The organism is Leucobacter sp. Psy1 (genome assembly GCF_020096995.1).
Lineage (GTDB): Bacteria > Actinomycetota > Actinomycetes > Actinomycetales > Microbacteriaceae > Leucobacter.
Genome location: NZ_CP083692.1, coordinates 940,112 through 955,958, shown reverse-complemented (window position 1 = coordinate 955,958; position 15,847 = coordinate 940,112). Strand labels below are relative to the sequence as shown.

15 protein-coding genes are annotated in these 15,847 nt (G+C 65.4%); 7 read left to right on the top strand and 8 right to left on the bottom strand.

All coding sequences use genetic code 11. The annotated features are described in order from the left end of the window. Nucleotides 1-101: 101 nt before the first annotated feature. The 4 genes from aztD to aztB are packed head-to-tail and all read right to left on the bottom strand — an operon-like array spanning nt 102 to nt 4,295. Complete coding sequence (aztD, locus tag K8P10_RS04440) at nt 102-1,292, bottom strand: zinc metallochaperone AztD (RefSeq protein ID WP_224780596.1); 1,191 nt, start codon at nt 1,290-1,292, stop codon at nt 102-104. Nucleotides 1,293-1,313: 21 nt separating this feature from the next. Further along, nucleotides 1,314-2,228: a zinc ABC transporter substrate-binding protein AztC gene (aztC, locus tag K8P10_RS04435; protein ID WP_224780595.1), complete on the bottom strand. Its 915-nt coding sequence runs from the start codon at nt 2,226-2,228 to the stop codon at nt 1,314-1,316. Next, nucleotides 2,225-3,436, bottom strand: a complete 1,212-nt coding sequence (locus K8P10_RS04430; RefSeq protein WP_224780594.1) for an ABC transporter — start codon at nt 3,434-3,436, stop codon at nt 2,225-2,227. Before K8P10_RS04430 ends, aztC begins: the two co-directional genes overlap by 4 nt. Continuing rightward, entirely contained in the window at nt 3,345-4,295 is a 951-nt protein-coding gene (gene aztB, locus K8P10_RS04425) for a zinc ABC transporter permease AztB (RefSeq protein ID WP_224780593.1), read from the bottom strand. The genes K8P10_RS04430 and aztB overlap by 92 nt, the downstream gene beginning before the upstream one ends. Nucleotides 4,296-4,350: 55 nt before the next feature. Between aztB and K8P10_RS04420 the strand changes: the two genes are divergently transcribed. Genes K8P10_RS04420 through K8P10_RS04410 form a run of 3 tightly spaced genes read left to right on the top strand, consistent with a single transcriptional unit; the run spans nt 4,351 to nt 6,635 of the window. Then, nucleotides 4,351-5,004, top strand: coding sequence for a metal ABC transporter ATP-binding protein (locus tag K8P10_RS04420; protein ID WP_224780592.1), 654 nt, complete (start codon nt 4,351-4,353; stop codon nt 5,002-5,004). Continuing rightward, on the top strand, nt 5,001-6,044 hold the full coding sequence (locus K8P10_RS04415) for a GTP-binding protein (protein WP_224780591.1): 1,044 nt from the start codon (nt 5,001-5,003) through the stop codon (nt 6,042-6,044). The genes K8P10_RS04420 and K8P10_RS04415 overlap by 4 nt, the downstream gene beginning before the upstream one ends. A gap of 30 nt (nt 6,045-6,074) precedes the next feature. Further along, nucleotides 6,075-6,635, top strand: a complete 561-nt coding sequence (locus K8P10_RS04410; RefSeq protein WP_224780590.1) for a GNAT family N-acetyltransferase — start codon at nt 6,075-6,077, stop codon at nt 6,633-6,635. 6 nt (nt 6,636-6,641) lie between these two features. Here the strand turns inward: K8P10_RS04410 and K8P10_RS04405 are convergent, their stop codons facing one another. Genes K8P10_RS04405 through K8P10_RS04395 form a run of 3 tightly spaced genes read right to left on the bottom strand, consistent with a single transcriptional unit; the run spans nt 6,642 to nt 7,829 of the window. Beyond that, entirely contained in the window at nt 6,642-7,070 is a 429-nt protein-coding gene (locus K8P10_RS04405) for a YdeI/OmpD-associated family protein (RefSeq protein ID WP_224780589.1), read from the bottom strand. 9 nt (nt 7,071-7,079) lie between these two features. Further along, nucleotides 7,080-7,601, bottom strand: a complete 522-nt coding sequence (locus K8P10_RS04400; RefSeq protein ID WP_224780588.1) for a 2'-5' RNA ligase family protein — start codon at nt 7,599-7,601, stop codon at nt 7,080-7,082. 9 nt (nt 7,602-7,610) lie between these two features. Further along, nucleotides 7,611-7,829 carry a DUF2945 domain-containing protein gene (locus K8P10_RS04395; RefSeq protein WP_224780587.1) on the bottom strand — a complete coding sequence of 73 codons (219 nt, stop codon included), beginning with the start codon at nt 7,827-7,829 and terminating at the stop codon, nt 7,611-7,613. A gap of 180 nt (nt 7,830-8,009) precedes the next feature. Between K8P10_RS04395 and K8P10_RS04390 the strand changes: the two genes are divergently transcribed. From K8P10_RS04390 to K8P10_RS04375, 4 genes are all read left to right on the top strand, one after another. Continuing rightward, nucleotides 8,010-9,062, top strand: coding sequence for an AI-2E family transporter (locus tag K8P10_RS04390; protein ID WP_224780586.1), 1,053 nt, complete (start codon nt 8,010-8,012; stop codon nt 9,060-9,062). Between the two features lie 54 nt (nt 9,063-9,116). After that, a complete protein-coding gene (locus K8P10_RS04385) occupies nt 9,117-11,690 on the top strand; it encodes a LuxR C-terminal-related transcriptional regulator (protein ID WP_224780585.1) in 2,574 nt (857 codons plus the stop codon). 145 nt (nt 11,691-11,835) lie between these two features. After that, the gene (locus K8P10_RS04380) at nt 11,836-13,200 is read left to right on the top strand and encodes a hypothetical protein (protein ID WP_224780584.1); all 1,365 of its coding nucleotides are present in this window, start codon (nt 11,836-11,838) and stop codon (nt 13,198-13,200) included. Beyond that, the gene (locus K8P10_RS04375; protein ID WP_224780583.1) at nt 13,197-14,168 is read left to right on the top strand and encodes a TIGR00341 family protein; all 972 of its coding nucleotides are present in this window, start codon (nt 13,197-13,199) and stop codon (nt 14,166-14,168) included. Before K8P10_RS04380 ends, K8P10_RS04375 begins: the two co-directional genes overlap by 4 nt. Nucleotides 14,169-14,184: 16 nt before the next feature. On the opposite strand, the gene K8P10_RS04370 is transcribed toward K8P10_RS04375, so the two are convergent. Beyond that, nucleotides 14,185-15,843: a SulP family inorganic anion transporter gene (locus K8P10_RS04370; RefSeq protein ID WP_224781213.1), complete on the bottom strand. Its 1,659-nt coding sequence runs from the start codon at nt 15,841-15,843 to the stop codon at nt 14,185-14,187. Between the last annotated feature and the right edge of the window lie 4 nt (nt 15,844-15,847).

Below are 15,847 nucleotides of genomic sequence, written 5' to 3'. Positions count from 1 at the left end.
CGGCGCTCACCGCTCCCCGCGAACGGAGACTTCGTGGCATCTTCGCACGCGGAAGCGGGGCGGAAGCCTCGATGAGTCGTTCCGCCCCGCCAACGTGAGGACTACCCCAGCGCGACCGCCATCTCGTTCGGCGTCTGGTCGAGTTCGACCGACTGGAGCACCTCGCCGGTCGTCAGATCGACCTTGTGCACGGAGTTCTTCGCCGGCTCGGTGACGTAGGCGATGTCGCCGTCCACCTTGATGGCGGGGTGGGGGTCCTGCCAGTCGGCCGGCCCCTCCCAGGCGTCGACAACGGGGAACGCGTCCGTCACCTCGCCGGACTCGGGGTCGAGCACGTGGATCTGCCCGTCGGTGGAGAGGATGTATGCGAGGTCGTCCGGGCCGCGCGCGACGTCGCGGAACGTGTACTCGACGCCATCGGGCAGGTCAACGACCTCATACGTGTGGGCTGCCGTGTCGATGAGCGTCACCGCATTCAGCAGGTACCCCTCAGCATCGGGGTCGTTCTTGTAGTCTCCGACAACGATCGGGCTCGTGTCGGAAACGAACGCGTTGCCCATGCGGCCGTAGTCGTCGGGAGCGTCGAACTTCGTGAACTCACCCGCCTGGTAGAGCAGGGCGCCGTCCTCACAGCCGAAGATCACGGCCTCGTCCGCTGCCGTGCCTTCGCCGTGGATGCCTGGGCAGGTGTCGTTCGATGCCTCGGTGTCCCAGTGGTCGCCGTGCTCGTGGAGCGCCGCGGCACCGGAGCGCGAATTCTCGTCGCCGACCGTCGTGAGCAGGGTACCGTCCTCGAGCACGATCGAGACGCCGTGGTGGGGCGCATCGGCAGTGTAGCTCTCCCCCTCCGGTGTCTCACCGTAGCCGTCCGCGAAGACGTCGGTGTCGAGGATCGTCGTCTTCCCGGTGCCGTCATCGTAGAGAACCGTCTTGCCGTGGTGGGTCACGACGTGACCGGCTGCCGACGCATCGAAAACGACATCCGTGAGCGTGGGCTCGGCGGTATCGAGCATCTGGAAGCCGGCAGACGTGGTCACGGCAACCGTGCGACCGTCGCCGAACGCGTTGAGGCGGGTGAACTCCTCGGTTTCGAGCTCGTCCACCACCTCCAGCGTCTCGGGGTCGAGCACGGATATCCCGCCCTCGTAGGCCACAGCGATCCGCCCTTCGGCGTTCGCCCCGTCGTCGTCGCTCCCTCCATCGTTCCCGCCGCCCGCGGCGCAGGCCGTCGCGAGCAACGCCGTCGCTGCGATTGCGGCGCCCGCAGCGGTGACTCGTGTCGTACGTTTCATCGTGTTCCTTTCAGGTGGTGCTCAACTGCTGAGCCCGTCGGCGATGCGCTCCGTGTTGGTGCGCATCATGGTCAGGTAGGTGTCGGCCCCCTCGCCTGGTTCGGTGAGGGACTCGGTGAACAGCTCCGCGACATCGACTTCGACGCCGGCCTCGCTCGCAAGCACCTGCACGAGACGGTCGGGCTGCGAGGACTCCGCGAAGATCGTCGGCACGTCGGCCTCCTCGATCGCCGAGGCGAGGTCACGGAGGTCCGCGGCGCTCGGGGCAGCAAGCGTCGTGCCGCCGGGGATCACGGCCCCGACGACGCGGAACCCGAAGCGGTCGGCCAGATAGCCGAACACGTGGTGATTGGTGACGAGGGCGCGTCGGTTTTCGGGGATCGCAGAGAACGCCTCCACCATCTCCGCGTCGAGCAGCTCGAGTTCGGCGCGATACGCGTCCGCGTTCGCCCCGACGACCTCCTCGTCAACACCCGGGATGGCGGCGATCTCCTCCTCCACGGCATCCACGACGTCCACCATGCGCTCGGGATCGGTCCAGAAGTGCGGATCGGGCGTGCCCGCCGCATCCTCCGAGGTGTAATCGAGCACCGCGATGTGATCCCCCGCGGCGAGCGCAGGGGCCCCGGCGGCGACGGCGCGGTCGAGATGCTGCTGCAGCCCCTCCTCCAGTCCGAGCCCGTTCGACACGATGAGGTCAGCAGACTCCATGAGCGACGCTTCCTGCGCAGAGATCTCGAACGAGTGAGGATCGGCGTTCGGTTTCATGAGGGTCGTCACCTCGGCCTCTTCCCCCGCGATCTCCCCGACGACGTCGCCGAGGATGTTCGTCGTCACCACGATCCGCGGGGTGTCGCTGCCGGCGGCACTGCAGCCCGTGGCAGCCGCCGCTACGACCAGTCCGACGACGAGCCCTGCACTGCGGACCCACCTCATCGCCCGACCTCCGCGACGAAGTCGGCGACCGGTGACGGCTCGAGCGTGCGCGCGACGCGCGCTTCTCCCGCGTAGTCAACCTCGTACACGACCCCAGCACTCGGGTCGTTGAGGTACGCGCGTTGATCGTCGACGGTCAGCGAGACGTTCTCGGTGACCTCGCCGACCAGCGGTTCGGTCGCCGCGAGCTCTTCGCCGGACTCGGCGTCGAGTACTCGGATGCGCCCCTCGGCATCCAGGGCGACCACGTGGTCATCAGCGTCGTCGACCGCGACCACACGCTCGAGCTCGTGAGCCGTGTCGACGTGGGACCAGGTCCGCTCTCGCGTGCTCAGCAGCCAGAACCCTCGCTCTGCGGCGAGACCGGCCACCGTGGGCCGTCCTTTCCGCGCTTCGAACGCGGTGACGGCTCCGGCCTCGACGTCAGTCCCGTCGGGGAACGGGACGTGCTCGAGCTCCACGGCGTCGTCGGTCGCGGTCGCGAGCACCGCCCCGTCTCCGCACCCAACCGCGAGCGCCACGCGAGTCGTGATCGAATCGCTCGCGTCGGGGCACGGAGCAGAAGTCTCAGTCGCCTCGCCGTCGGCATCGTGGAAGACGAGCGTGTCGCCGTCGGCGATCAGGGCGCCGTCGCCGAGCGGTGCCACGACGCCCTGATCGGCATCGACTTCGATCCGGAATCGCTCGGAGATCTCTCCCTCGGCGAGCGCAGCGTTGTCGAGGAGTACCGCTTCGCCTGATCCCGCGAAGAAGAGGCCGGTGGACCCGGCGGTCGACAGCATGCCGGTAGAGATCCGTGCGGGCCCCTCACCCTCGACGGTGCCGACGAGGCGGGCCTCCGCACGGTAATAGTGGAAGTGGTCGACATGGTCCCAGGTCCAACGGCCGGAGTCGATGACCTCGACGCCATCCGCGGTCGAGACGAACGCGTAGCGTCCGTCGGTCGCGAGCGCCTCTGGAGCTCCGATGGCACCGAGGTCGCTCTGCTCCTCGTTCAACAGATCGAGCATTCCGGCGTTGCCCTCGGCATCGACGGTGACGAGAGCGAGCGGCGGCTCCGCCACTTCGGCAGCGCCAGCGATCTCGCCGTGACCGTCGCCCGCGCCGGCTCCGGCATCATCGTCCGGCTCGGGTGCTGTGGAGCACCCCGCTAGTCCGATGCAGATGACCGTCAGCGGGAGCGCGATCAGTGACCTCGACAGGTTCATGTGGTCCTTTCGTGAGTGGGATGGTGGGGGTCGGGCGGCGGAAGGTGCGCTCGAACAGTGCTCGGGCCGTCGAAGAACAGAGGGCGAACAGGATCGCCGATCCCGCGATCGACGCCCCCGCCGCGGTTCCGGCGTGCCACGACACGAGAAGTCCAGAGGTGACCGCGAGCACGCCGGTCACCGCGGACAACGCCATGGCGGTGGGGATCCGGACCGTCCATGCACGAGCTGCGACGGCGGGGGCGATGAGTAGACCGACGACGAGCAGGGTGCCCACGGCCTGGAACGATGCGACGACCGCGAGGGTGACGAGGCCGACCAGCGCGAGGTGCGCGAGCTGCGGGCGAAGGCCCAGGACCTGGGAAAGTCGCCGATCGAATGCTGTCGCGACGAATGAGCGGTGCATGGCCGTGGTCACCGCAAGAGTGACGACGAGCGCCACGCAGAGGAGGACGATGTCGGTGCTGCCGATGGCGAGAATATCGCCGAAGAGCAGCGCCGTGGCGTCGGTTGCGAAGCTGCGTGAGTGGGAAACGATGATCACTCCGAGAGAGAGCATCGCGACGAAGAGGAGTCCGATGCTCGTGTCATACGACAGCCGACCCCTCCGCTGCAGCACTCCGATCGCTCCGCTCATCACGATCGCGCTGACGGCAGCGCCGAGCAGGAGCGGCAACCCGAGAATCGTGGCGAGGGCGACACCGGGCAGCATGCCGTGCCCGATGGCCTCGCCAAGAAACGCCATGCCACGGATCACCACCCAGGTGCCCACGACGCCGCAGATCACCGCGACGAGGCTCCCGCCGAACAGGGCTCGGGTGAAGAATTCGGTGGCGAACGGTTCGAGAAATACTGGCACACCCAGAGAACGTACACGTTATCGATAACGATTATCAAATGCTATAGTCGATTGCATGGTTGATCCTTCACCCGCCGTCGAGGTGCGCGACCTGCACTTCGCGTACGAGGCGACTCCCGTGCTGCGCGGCGTCACGTTCACTCTTTTCCCCGGTGAACTGACGGCGATCACCGGTGCGAACGGGTCAGGTAAGTCGACGCTCCTCGAGCTCGTGGCCGGCGTCCGCTCCCCCGCGCACGGCACGATTGCGTTTCGCGGAGATCTCTCGCTCGTCCTGCAGCAACCCGACGCCCCGCGCACACTCCCACTCACGGGGCGCGAAACCGTCTCGATCGGCACCTGGAAGCGAGGCTTCCGAATATCGAGCGCGGATCGCCGGCGCGCCGTATCCCGAGCGCTGGAACGCGTCGGCATGAGCGAGCTCGCCGACCGCCCGCTCGCGACGCTCTCCGGCGGCCAGCGTCAGCGGATCTTCGTCGCCCAGGGCATCGTGCGGCGGCCCGATGTGCTCCTCCTCGACGAGCCCTCCGCAGGTCTGGACGCGGCCAGCGCTGAGCGAACGCAGCACATTCTCTCGGAGGAGGTCGCCCGAGGTGCCGCTGTCGTCTGCATCACCCACGATCGCTCCGAGAGCGACGGTGCCGATCGCGAGATTCGGCTCGCGGAGGGCCGCGTCTCGAACCCCAGAGACATCTCCGGGCGCCGATGACCGACGTCGAGGTCACCGTCGTCGTCGGCACGTGCGTCCACGAACGCACTGACTATGCCGTGCGCCTCGCAGCCGCGACCGGCCGCGCACTGTTCTCGGCGAGACGGTTGGCGATGAGCACCGACCCTGTCAATGAGGCGATCGCGGTGCTCCCCTGGGCCCATGCCTCGGGAGCCATCGTCGAGCTCCCGACCACGGTACCGCTCGAGGACTTCATCGCAGCAGCGGCAGGCGAGCACCACTCCTGTCGCATCACTTCCATCGTGTGCGTCGCCGACGCGACGCACCTCATCGACGATCTCCGGAGCGATGCGTACGCCGTCACGAGACTGATTCCGTCAGATGACCCTCCCGGCGCCGTATCTCGCGAACACACGGCCGTCGCCATGTTCACCGCTCGCCAACTCGAGGGCGCATCCACCGTCGCACTGATGAACTGGCAGGGTCTCGCGACTCCGAACCTCACAGCACTCGTGGCGCTTGTCAGCACGCTCAACCCGACGGCCCACGTCGCACTCGACACCGAGCCGATGCGCGATCCCGAGCGCCCCGCAGGCGGTATTCTGCCTTCGGGAATCCGTGCGGGTTGGGTCTCCCTCCTGCAAGGTCACCACCGCCCGAGACACACCGACCGCAGGGTCGGCTCGCTGCATTATCAGCAGCTGCGCCCCTTCCACCCGGCACGGCTGCGCACGCTGCTCGACGAACGGCTCGATCCGCGAGAATTCGGTACCGTGATCCGGTCGGCGGGCTTCTGCCGGATCGCAACGAGGGCGTCGACGCTCGCCCGCTGGGATCACGTCGGGCAGGTCTGCTCGATCGACCCGGTCACCCCGGTGCAGGCCCCGGAGACGGCGGTGCGAATGGCGGCCACCGGGCAGGATCTCGCGTTCTTCGGTCTCGACCTCCGAGTCGAGGCGCTACGCACTGCACTGGACGGCGCCGCACTCACGGACATGGAGCTCGCCGCGGGTCCGCCCGCGTGGGCGCAATTCACCGACCCGTTCCCCGCGTGGAGACCAGCTTCCAGACCACGTTGACCACGAACGCACCTTCGCTACCGTGGAGGAGTGACCGCATCCACTCCGCAGCAGCCCCCGCTCGTCACCGACCGACTCCGTCTCCGCCAGCATGCGACCGAAGACGTCGGGCCACTCCAGAGAATCTACGGACGCCCCGACGTATCCCAATTCTTGCTCGAAGAACCGTGGAGCCTGGAGGACGCCGAGCGAAACGTGCACGAGCGACTCTCTCGGAACGATCTGGAGGGAAGCAACGGCGCGCTCTCACTCGTGATCGAACTCGACGATGCGACCATCGGTGATGTGCAGCTCTGGTTCACTGACCGCGAGCGTCGGGTCGCCGAGATCGGCTGGGTACTCGATCCGCAGCACGGCGGTCGGGGTCTCGCCGCCGAAGCCGTCTCAGAGGTGCTGCGCTTCGCCTTCGAGTCGGCGCGCCTGCATCGCGTCACCGCGCAGATGGACGCGCGGAACACTGCATCGGCGAAGCTCGCCGAGCGAGTCGGGATGCGCCGTGAAGCGCATCTCCGTCAGGACTGGTGGAGCAAGGGCGAGTGGACCGACACGGTCATCTTCGGCATGCTCGAGACTGACCGAGCGCACTGCTGAGACCGTTCAGCCGAGCTTCGTGACGATCGCGGCGATCCGCCGCGCGCGCGTCTCTGGCGCTTTGGCACTCAGGACCGAATTCACGTGAGCCTTGCGTGCGCTCGGCGCTAACCCATCGAACGCACTCCGCACCCCCGCGGCGTCGAGGGCCGCGGTCAAATCCTCAGGGACTTCGACGGTTCGGGGGGTCGTGTCGAGCTCCAGGTCGACCGCGATCGGGTCGCCACCGGCGAGCCCGGTCGCCGCTCGTTTGTCCGATGAGAACGGGATCAGGTGACGCCCACCCATCACCGCCAGCGTGCTTGGATACTGATAGCCGTTCACGGTCACGGATACGGCCGCCCGCTTCCCACCGCCGAGTGCATCGACGACCTCTGCCGGCACTTCGACCCCAGTGTTGTTGCCGTCCTGAAACAGCGTTGTCTCGAACCTCATGGCTCATTGTCACACGGAACCAGGGGAAGCTGGGCAGGAGAGCAGCGTCACCTCGCGCGACCGCGAATCCCATCGGCGCAGTGCGGCGCCGACACCCACGAACGCCGGCTCCACGAGACTCAGCGCCCGTTCCAGCGACGCGAGTTGCACTCGTCGGGCGAGAGTCACGTGGGGCACCCACTCTTGCGGCGCCGTATGCGGCGCGTCGTCGCCGACTCCGGCTGCGCGGTGCACCGACTCGTGCAACGACAGCAATTCACGCGTCATCCGCACGGGTCTGGCGAGCACCCCGCGGTCCCCGCGACGAAAGACGATCGGGTCGCCGAGTTCGATGCCGATCGGCAGTTGAGATACGGCTTCCTGGAACGCGCACTCCCGGAGTTGCCGGCGAACGAGCATCGTCACGTGCGGGCGATTACTCGGCGCGGGATTCGCGCCCTGACTCGAGAGCCCTGCCACAGCCAGGCGATGCCAGTCGGCGCGCACGCGCGCCTCGGTCTGAGCGTCGAGGAGCATCTCGATGCTGATCATGACTGGCGATCACTCTGACTTGAGCTTCCGCAAGGCGGACCCGCGATGTGCGGCGCGTGATCCTGTCTTCTCCGATTCGACGATATACGAAGGCTCCTCACGCGATGCGGTGAACTTCTGCCCGTCATGGGTGAAGTCTCCCGTCTTCCTCTCCACGACCTTGCCCTGAGTTCTGCCCTGCGACGTGTTCCAGCTCACTCGGTCGCCTCGCTTCAAGTCTGTGCTCATGACCTCATTTCACCGAACAGGATCCGCACCGTGCAACCCCTTGCGCGGCCCCGCCGGGGCATCCGCTCCCCTCACCCGGAAGAGATGGGCGGTGGCACGGACCTCACCCGCCAACGTTACAACAGGAGTTATGCGCGCATCAGATTCGTCCAGGCAAGAACGCGGCGGAAGCGCGTATCCATGAGCAGGTCAGGACGAGCAGGCCTGACCACCAGGCTCGTGTCTCTCGCCGCATTCTTCGCCACCGCAGCCGGTATCTATTTCGCCAGGGGCATAGTTGCGCCCTTTGTTCTTGCCCTCGTGCTCGTGATCATCTTGTACCCCGTCCGCCGCGGACTCAGATCCCGCGGCGCGCCAGACTGGGTCTCATCTCTCTCGTTGGTCACTCTGGCCTGGGGCGCGGTCGCCGCCGGGGTCGTCCTCGTCATAGCGATGACGGACGCGATGATCGATATCGTCGTGTCGCACCGCTCCGACATGATCGAGGCGCAAGAACAACTCCAATCACTCCTCACCTCGACCGGACTCAGTGGAAGTTTCGACGGCCTCCTCCGCACCTGGTTCGACCCGGCCTCCCTCGTCGAATTCCTTTCCCGCTCAGCCGGTGCCCTGACAGGCGCGGTCTTCGCTGTCGTGCTCGTCATGCTCTACGCCACATTCTTAGCTTTTGATGCCAGCAGGTTCGAACGCGTGCTCGGCGAGTTCAGCGTTCGCCGCATTGCAACGGTGCGACGGTTGTCCGGCTGCGCATCGGCTATTCGGCGCTTCATCGTGGTCAACACGACATTCGGCATGATCGTGGCGGTACTGGACGGGATCCTGCTCGCGGTGCTCTCGGTACCGTCTCCCCTTGTCTGGGCGCTCCTCGCCTTCGTTACGAATTTCATCCCGAGCATCGGTTTCGTCATCGGCGTGGCACCACCGGCGCTGCTCGCGTTCCTCGTGGGAGACTGGCACATCGGTCTGGCCGTCATTCTGGGGTACTCCATCATCAATGTGGTACTGCAGTCCTTCGTACAACCGAAGTTTGTCAGCCACGCGGTCGACCTCAGTCTCACATTAACTTTTCTCTCCGTCATCGTATGGACGGTGCTCCTCGGCCCTACCGGGGCGATTCTCGCGGTTCCCCTGACCCTCCTCGCGCGAGCGGTACTCCTCGACGACTCCGAGACTTCGCGCCTTGCGCGTTGGATCACGGGAGACGAGAGCGAATCTCGAGGGGAAATCGGATAGCTCTGTCGAAAAATTTCAGTACATCAGTGTATCGAACCTGCGTACACTGTCGACATGAGCCCGAAGAATGTGTTCCGCGAGCAGCGTCGCTTCGCTCATGTCGTGCCGGAGTGGCAGTCAGGAAGTCTGCTCCGACCGCGCGTCACCAACCTGATCGACGCCCGCATCGCCCCGGGCGGCGCTGCACTCCTGATCACCGCTCCTGGCGGCTTCGGGAAGACCACGGCAATCACTGAGTGGGCACGCGGGCACATTGGCCGAGTGGCCTGGCTGGGCATCGGACCATTCGCTCCTCAGCCGGAGGTACTCGGCCTCGAGATCCTCCACGCGCTGCAAAAGCTCGCGCGATCGTCATCTCAGCATGACCTGCGCCACTTTCTCGAGATCGCTGACGAACGCCTGCCCCCATCCGCACTCCTCGACCTCCTGCTCGAAGCTGCAAGCTGCGCAGATGCACCCTTCTACTTGGTCATCGACGATGCGCACCGGGCGGGGGGCGCTCTCTCGGGCGGCGTTCTCGGGGCGCTCCTCGCCGAAGCTCACCCACCACTTCGCATCGTCATCGCCGGCTCGGACGACGTTGAGCTTCGGCTGTGCGAACTCCTGCTGAACCATCCCGAGCACCGACTCACGAGCGCGGACCTCGCGTTCACCGAGGAAGAGGTCGGAGCACTCTTCGCGCAAGCATCGACGTCTTCCGACGTGCACGCCATACATGAAGAGACTCGAGGGTGGCCGATCGCGGTTCGTGCGGCACAGCTCACCCGCGCGGATATCGCTCTCGGACGCCGCATCGACGGCCCGGTTTTCACGGAGTACATACGCAGTCGCCTGCTCGGCACGCTCCCAGCAGATCTCGAGGAGTTCGTGCTCACAACTTCGGTATGCCATGACATCACTCCTGGACTTGCGCAGGCCGTCACCGGGGACGACGCGGCACACCAGAAGCTGGAGCATTGTGTCTCCACGGGCCTCTTCCTCGATCGGTACGACACTCGCGGAGGGCCGGTGTACCGCTGGCATGAGCTGTTCGCAAAGCAGTGCCGATCAATACTTCAAGAGCGCGACCCTCGCCGACTCCACGATGGATTCGTCGCAGCAGCAAGATACACCTCTGCGGACCAACCACTCTCATCCATGGGGTACTGGTTGGATGCGGATGAACCGGAACTCGCCGTCACCGCCATGCTCGCGCACTGGCCGCAACTCCTTGTCGGACGTGAGATAGAACCTCTGTACCGTTGGTGCGCCCAGCTACCTCACCCCTACAACGATGACCCTCGCGTGCTCCTCGTGCGCGCCTGCGCGCAAGATATTCTCGGTGACAGCGATTTCGCACGCATGCTGCTCGCGCGCGCCGAGGCACGGGCGGACGGCATTGTCGAGCGTTCATCCTACGAAGCGCTGCACGCGCAAGCATCCGTGCAACTCGCCGATGATCGAGGAGAGCTCGTCGATGCGACTCGAGCGGTGCAGAAGCAACTCATTGAGTCGCCGTCTATGACCGGCGCGACTCGTGCGGCGCTCACGTACCTCGCGGGATATGCCCTCCTTCGGCACCGGCGTGATCCTCCGCTCGCGGTTCAGTTCCTCTCCGCGGCCGTAGTCGAAGCCGAGGCGGTTTCCAACTTTCCCCTAGCCGACCGCGCGAGAAGTCAACTGGCATACACGCTGGCCTGGTCGGGTGAGTTCCGGTCCGCGACGCGGACGCTCCAGGGGCGTCCGACTGAGTCAGACTCAGGACCATGGGTCCGCTACGCCGGCTCGGACGCCGCCGCCACGACGGCGGCTGGACACGTGGCGTTTTGGCAGGGTGATCTCGAGCTCGCGAGACAGTCTTTCTCACACGCGCTGCAGGGAGCCAACGCACATGCAACCTTCGCGGGCATTGCTCGGATGATGTTCGCGTTCACGGCCGCTGCCCTTCACGACCCCCTCCTCTGTCGTCGAGCCGCCCAAGAGCTGCAGGCAATCCCGAACAAGATGCGCCAGGGCGTCAGCTGGCCCGCGTTCCGGCACGCGGCAACCGCAGCTTTGCATGAGGCGGCGGGTCATCGTGGCCGAGCGCTCGGCATTGTCGACCGATACGCCGACGCGACTGATCTCCCGCTCGTGACAGCTCTGCTCGCTGGGATCGCCACGCGAGCAGGCAAGCACGATCTTGCCGCCCAGATGCTCGCGAGACAGTCTAATTACTCGGGCTTCTCATATCTCAAGGCGACGACGAGCGCCGGGGAAGCACTGCTGCTGTGGAACGAGGGCCATCGAGATGGCGCGCACGAGTCCATCGAGCACGCACTCGATCTCGCGACCGAGGAGCACATAGCTTATCCCTTCGCACAGGGCGGAATGGCGATGCGACGCCTGCTGCACGAGCATCTGACATGGGGAACCGAATTCGAGGGCTTCATCACCCGATGCTTCTCCCCGGAGACGCCACGCGGGCCGCTCCAGCATCTTTCGGAGCGCGAACAGGCCGTCTTCGCCGAGATGAGAACCGACAAGACCATGCAGGAGATCGCCGACGCCCTCGAGGTCTCCATCAACACGGTCAAGACCCATCAACGCTCCATTTACCGCAAGCTCGACGTCAGCACCCGACGAGATGCCGTCAGGCAGTTCTCGTAGACAGAGACACCCTGACGCGCACAATGCCCTGATGCGTAGTGCCGTATCGCCCGATTCGGGTGTGGACGCTCACCTGGCTCACGGAGATCGAGCATACTGCCGCTCTCGAATGATGATTCACCCGACGACGCGGCAGGGAAGAGATATGGACGCGGACCACCGCCACATCACGCTTTCGATCAGAGTCGCTGAACTCGAGTCGGAGAACCGCAAGCTCCGTGCCGAGAAGTCGGGCAGCCATACTCCCCAAAAGGTGCGCGGCGTTCTCGCCACTGTGCTGATCTCGGCCAGTCTTCTCCTCGCCCCGGTAGCCGTCATCGGAACATGGACTCAGGTCCAGCTCGTCGACACCGATCGCTTCGTCGAGACCTTCGGACCCCTCGCCGAGGATCCGGCAGTGCAGGCATTCGTGTCGCAACAGATCTCCGGCGCCGTCGAAGACGCCGTGGACATCGATCGCTTGGTGAGCGACATGATTGCAGGGATCGCGACACTCCCGCTTCCCGATAGAGCAGAATCAGCACTCTCAGCGCTGGAGGGCCCGGCCGCGGCAGGCATTCGTTCCGTGCTCCACTCGAGCGTCGACCGAATCGTCGAGTCTCCCCGTTTCGCGAATCTGTGGGCGGCGACGCTCAGGGAGACCCATCAGCGCGCTATTGCAGTCCTCCAAGGCGCGCCGGATACCGCACTCGAGCTGTCAGACTCAGGCGTACTGTCCTTGCGGCTCGACGAGGCGACTCGACAGATCAGTGCGGAGCTGGCGGACCGAGGAATCGGGATCGCGGAGAACATCCCTGAGATCGATCGATCGATCCCACTGCTCACTTCCGATGCCCTCGTAACGACGCGAGTCGTGTACCAGACCGCGACCCTCGCCGGGCACTGGCTGCCCTGGGTCGTGCTGGCGCTCTGGGCGGGCGGCGTTGCGCTCGCTCCAGCGCATCGAAGAGCGCTGGTCTGGGCGGGGAGCGGACTGACCATCACTTTTCTCCTTCTGGCCGGCGGGCTGGGAATCGGACGATGGGGCTTCGTCAGCTCGGTCAGCCCCTCGCTCATGCCGGCTCCGGTCGCGCACGCCATCTACGAACAGTTGACCGCGTCGATGGCGTCGACCTCCGTCGCACTCGCGTTCCTCGGCGCGGTAATCACGCTCGGCGCCTGGCTCACCGGACCTGCCCGCTCAGCACGGATGCTGCGCCTCAGCACGTCGTCCGCATGCGCCTCGATTCGGACCGCCGCGGCGAAACGGGGCATCACCACCGGACGATTCGGCAGGCTCGTCGACCGATCGAGATCGGGGATACTCGCTGTTGCCGTGGTCGGAAGCGTGGTGGCGCTCTTCGTCAGTCGCCCGATAACGGTGTCCGCGGTGTTCACGTCCATCGCGGTGCTGGCTGGTGTGATGGTCGCTGTCGAGCTGATACGCCGGCCCTCCGACCCCGCCGACCCGTCACCCAGCACGGCTCCTTCGACCGCGGCAGAGGAAACCGCGCCGGAGCCATCACCATGAACTCAATTGCTGAGATGCGCGATGCCGTCTTCTTCGCGGGAGCGGAACGTGGAACACGGCTGCAGCGCTTCTGGATTCTGCTCATTCTGTCTTCGGTCATCGCCGCCGCCGGGGTGGCTGCAGACTCCACGGCCACGGTCATCGGTGCGATGATCATCGCACCACTCATGCTTCCCATTCAAGGAGCCATGCTCGCGACGGTTCTCGGCGATCGCCTGAATCTTCTCCGCAGTATCTCTCTCATCCTCGCGGGAATGTCGGCAAGCATCGCAATCGGATACGTTGTCGGGCTCATGGTTCCCCAAGACATCGTTGCAGCGACCAACTCGCAAGTCGCGGGGAGGGTCACTCCTCGACTCATCGATCTTCTCGCAGCTCTGGCGACGGGAGTCGCAGGCTCGATCGCCCTGGTACGCCGCGACATTTCCGACACGCTCCCCGGCGTGGCGATCGCGATCTCGCTGGTACCGCCGCTCACCGTGACCGGCCTCACCATCGAGTCTGCCAGCTACGGTCAGGCAGTCGGCGCACTCTGGCTGTTCGCCACGAATGTCGCGTCGATCCTTGCCACCGGTATCGTCGTCATGTCCGTGTACCGTGTCCGTGATCGGTCGTCCGATACCGGCGCTACGCCGCAGAAATCGACACGTCGGTCAACCGCCGTCCTCGTGATCATGTTGGCGGTCATCACAGTTCCTCTCGCCGTTTCATCGATTTCGACGGCACGGAGCGAGCACGACTTGAGTACGATTCGAGCGCTCTCGGAGAACTGGGCGACTGAAGCCGGATGGCACGTCGTCGATGTCGAGGTGGAGAAGCCCCGCATCGTGATTCAGGTGAGCGGCGAGGCGCCGGAGCCGAGAACGGCCTCTCTCGCACGCGATCTCGCAGCGTCCGGTCTCGACTTCGACACCGTCAGCATCGAGTTCATTCCCATCGAGCGGATCGAACTCGAGGCGACCACCTGAGGCGGGTTCCACGCCGTCACCATTCCCTGCGGCGACCCGCCTCTGCGATCGCCTCGCGTAACGAATCCCCGAGACGGGACGAAGCCCGGAAGATATTCTCTTCCCCCACCACTTCCGCGACACCCGTAAGCCGGAGCTGTTCGTCGAGTCTTTCTGCGACTCCGACGATCATGAGGTCCGCTCCGCCCGACTGCAGCTCGACGGCGTACCCCCGTATCATCGTCAGGAAGGTCACCCCCAAATCTTCGACCCCTCGAAGTCGGATGATGACCACCGCCCCGTCGATGCGCCCCTTCGGAGTCGGGAGCTGTTGTCTGAACACCTCGGAAGAGGCGAAGAACAGGCTCCCGTATGGCACCAACACCACGGTCTCTCCGCGATCGATGTTCTTCGGTGGAGTCACCTCGCGAGGGCGGTCGCTGGCCGGTTCCACCACCCACCGGACCACCCGAATGCGGTTGGACTGACGGGCGACGAACAAGATCACCGAGATGCCCGCACCGGCCAGCACCGCGTACTGCAACGGAATTAACAGAGTGAGAGCAAACGTTGCGGCACAGATCGCAGTCGGCACAGCGCCCGTCCGCCACACCAGCGTGAGTTGATGCACTTTAATCGAGCGCACACCCACGACGATCAGGAGGGCTGCGAGCGCTGGCATCGCTATCTCACCGATGAGCGGGCCGCACGCGAAGACAGTGACCACCATGACTGCGCTCGCGACGACTCCGGTAAGAGCACTGCCAGCGCCTGCGCTCCGCGCGAGCGCGGTTCCCGACATCGAGCCGCCCACGGGCAGTCCGTGGAGCATTCCTGACGCGATATTGGCGAGACCTTGACCGCGGAAGTCGGCGGAAGGATCGGGATGACGGCCGTCGGGGTTCGCCACTGATCCTGATATCGCGGCACCCTGCACCAGCCCGACCAAGGCGAGAGAGCACGCTGGAACCAGGAGGGCGCCGATCACCGAGAGATCCGGCACCGCGAGCGACGGAAGCGAGCGGGTGACCTCGGCAATCGTGGAGAGAGTAGCCACCTGGGCTTGCGGCACCAGCGTCGCGAACACTGAACCCGCGAGCACACCGACGACCATCGACAAGGCGCCGAGCGGCGTGCGTCCGAGAGCGAGAATCACCGCGATCGTGACCGCACCGACGCAGAGACTCCACCAGTGAAACTCAGACGGACTCAGCATCGTGTCCACAAGTCTGGTGAGGCGGTGAGTGCCTACGCTCGCGTACCCCGTGAAATTCTCCAGTTGACCGAGCACGATATTGACGGCTACCGCATTGACGAATCCGATGATCACCACTCCGGGGATGAACCGCACCAGCTTGCCGAATCCGGCAATACCCAAAACCAACATTGTGAGCCCGCTGCAGAGCACCAGAGTCGTAAGTGCACCGGCGGAGTTCGCTCCGTGAACTTCGGGCGCCTCGGCGACGATCACAGACATCGCTCCAGTCGCCTGGACCGTCATGAATACGGACCCCGTGGTCAACGCCCCGACGAACGTACCTACGATGTAGGCGTTCAACCCGATCAGCGGGTTAACGCCAGCGAGCACACCAGCGGCGAGCCCATCAGGAACGCTTTCAATTCCGAGAGTCAGGCCCGCCCTGAGGTCGGCGATGACCGTTCGCCGTGAGCCGAAACGACTCAGGTATCGATTCACATCG

Coding starts and splice junctions, on each gene's coding strand:
- aztD (WP_224780596.1), bottom strand. CDS start 1,292: ATGAAACGTACGACACGAGTCACCGCTGCGGGCGCCGCAATCGCAGCG.
- aztC (WP_224780595.1), bottom strand. CDS start 2,228: ATGAGGTGGGTCCGCAGTGCAGGGCTCGTCGTCGGACTGGTCGTAGCG.
- K8P10_RS04430 (WP_224780594.1), bottom strand. CDS start 3,436: ATGAACCTGTCGAGGTCACTGATCGCGCTCCCGCTGACGGTCATCTGC.
- K8P10_RS04420 (WP_224780592.1), top strand. CDS start 4,351: ATGGTTGATCCTTCACCCGCCGTCGAGGTGCGCGACCTGCACTTCGCG.
- K8P10_RS04415 (WP_224780591.1), top strand. CDS start 5,001: ATGACCGACGTCGAGGTCACCGTCGTCGTCGGCACGTGCGTCCACGAA.
- K8P10_RS04405 (WP_224780589.1), bottom strand. CDS start 7,070: ATGAGGTTCGAGACAACGCTGTTTCAGGACGGCAACAACACTGGGGTC.
- K8P10_RS04400 (WP_224780588.1), bottom strand. CDS start 7,601: ATGATCAGCATCGAGATGCTCCTCGACGCTCAGACCGAGGCGCGCGTG.
- K8P10_RS04395 (WP_224780587.1), bottom strand. CDS start 7,829: ATGAGCACAGACTTGAAGCGAGGCGACCGAGTGAGCTGGAACACGTCG.
- K8P10_RS04390 (WP_224780586.1), top strand. CDS start 8,010: ATGAGCAGGTCAGGACGAGCAGGCCTGACCACCAGGCTCGTGTCTCTC.
- K8P10_RS04385 (WP_224780585.1), top strand. CDS start 9,117: ATGAGCCCGAAGAATGTGTTCCGCGAGCAGCGTCGCTTCGCTCATGTC.
- K8P10_RS04380 (WP_224780584.1), top strand. CDS start 11,836: ATGGACGCGGACCACCGCCACATCACGCTTTCGATCAGAGTCGCTGAA.
- K8P10_RS04375 (WP_224780583.1), top strand. CDS start 13,197: ATGAACTCAATTGCTGAGATGCGCGATGCCGTCTTCTTCGCGGGAGCG.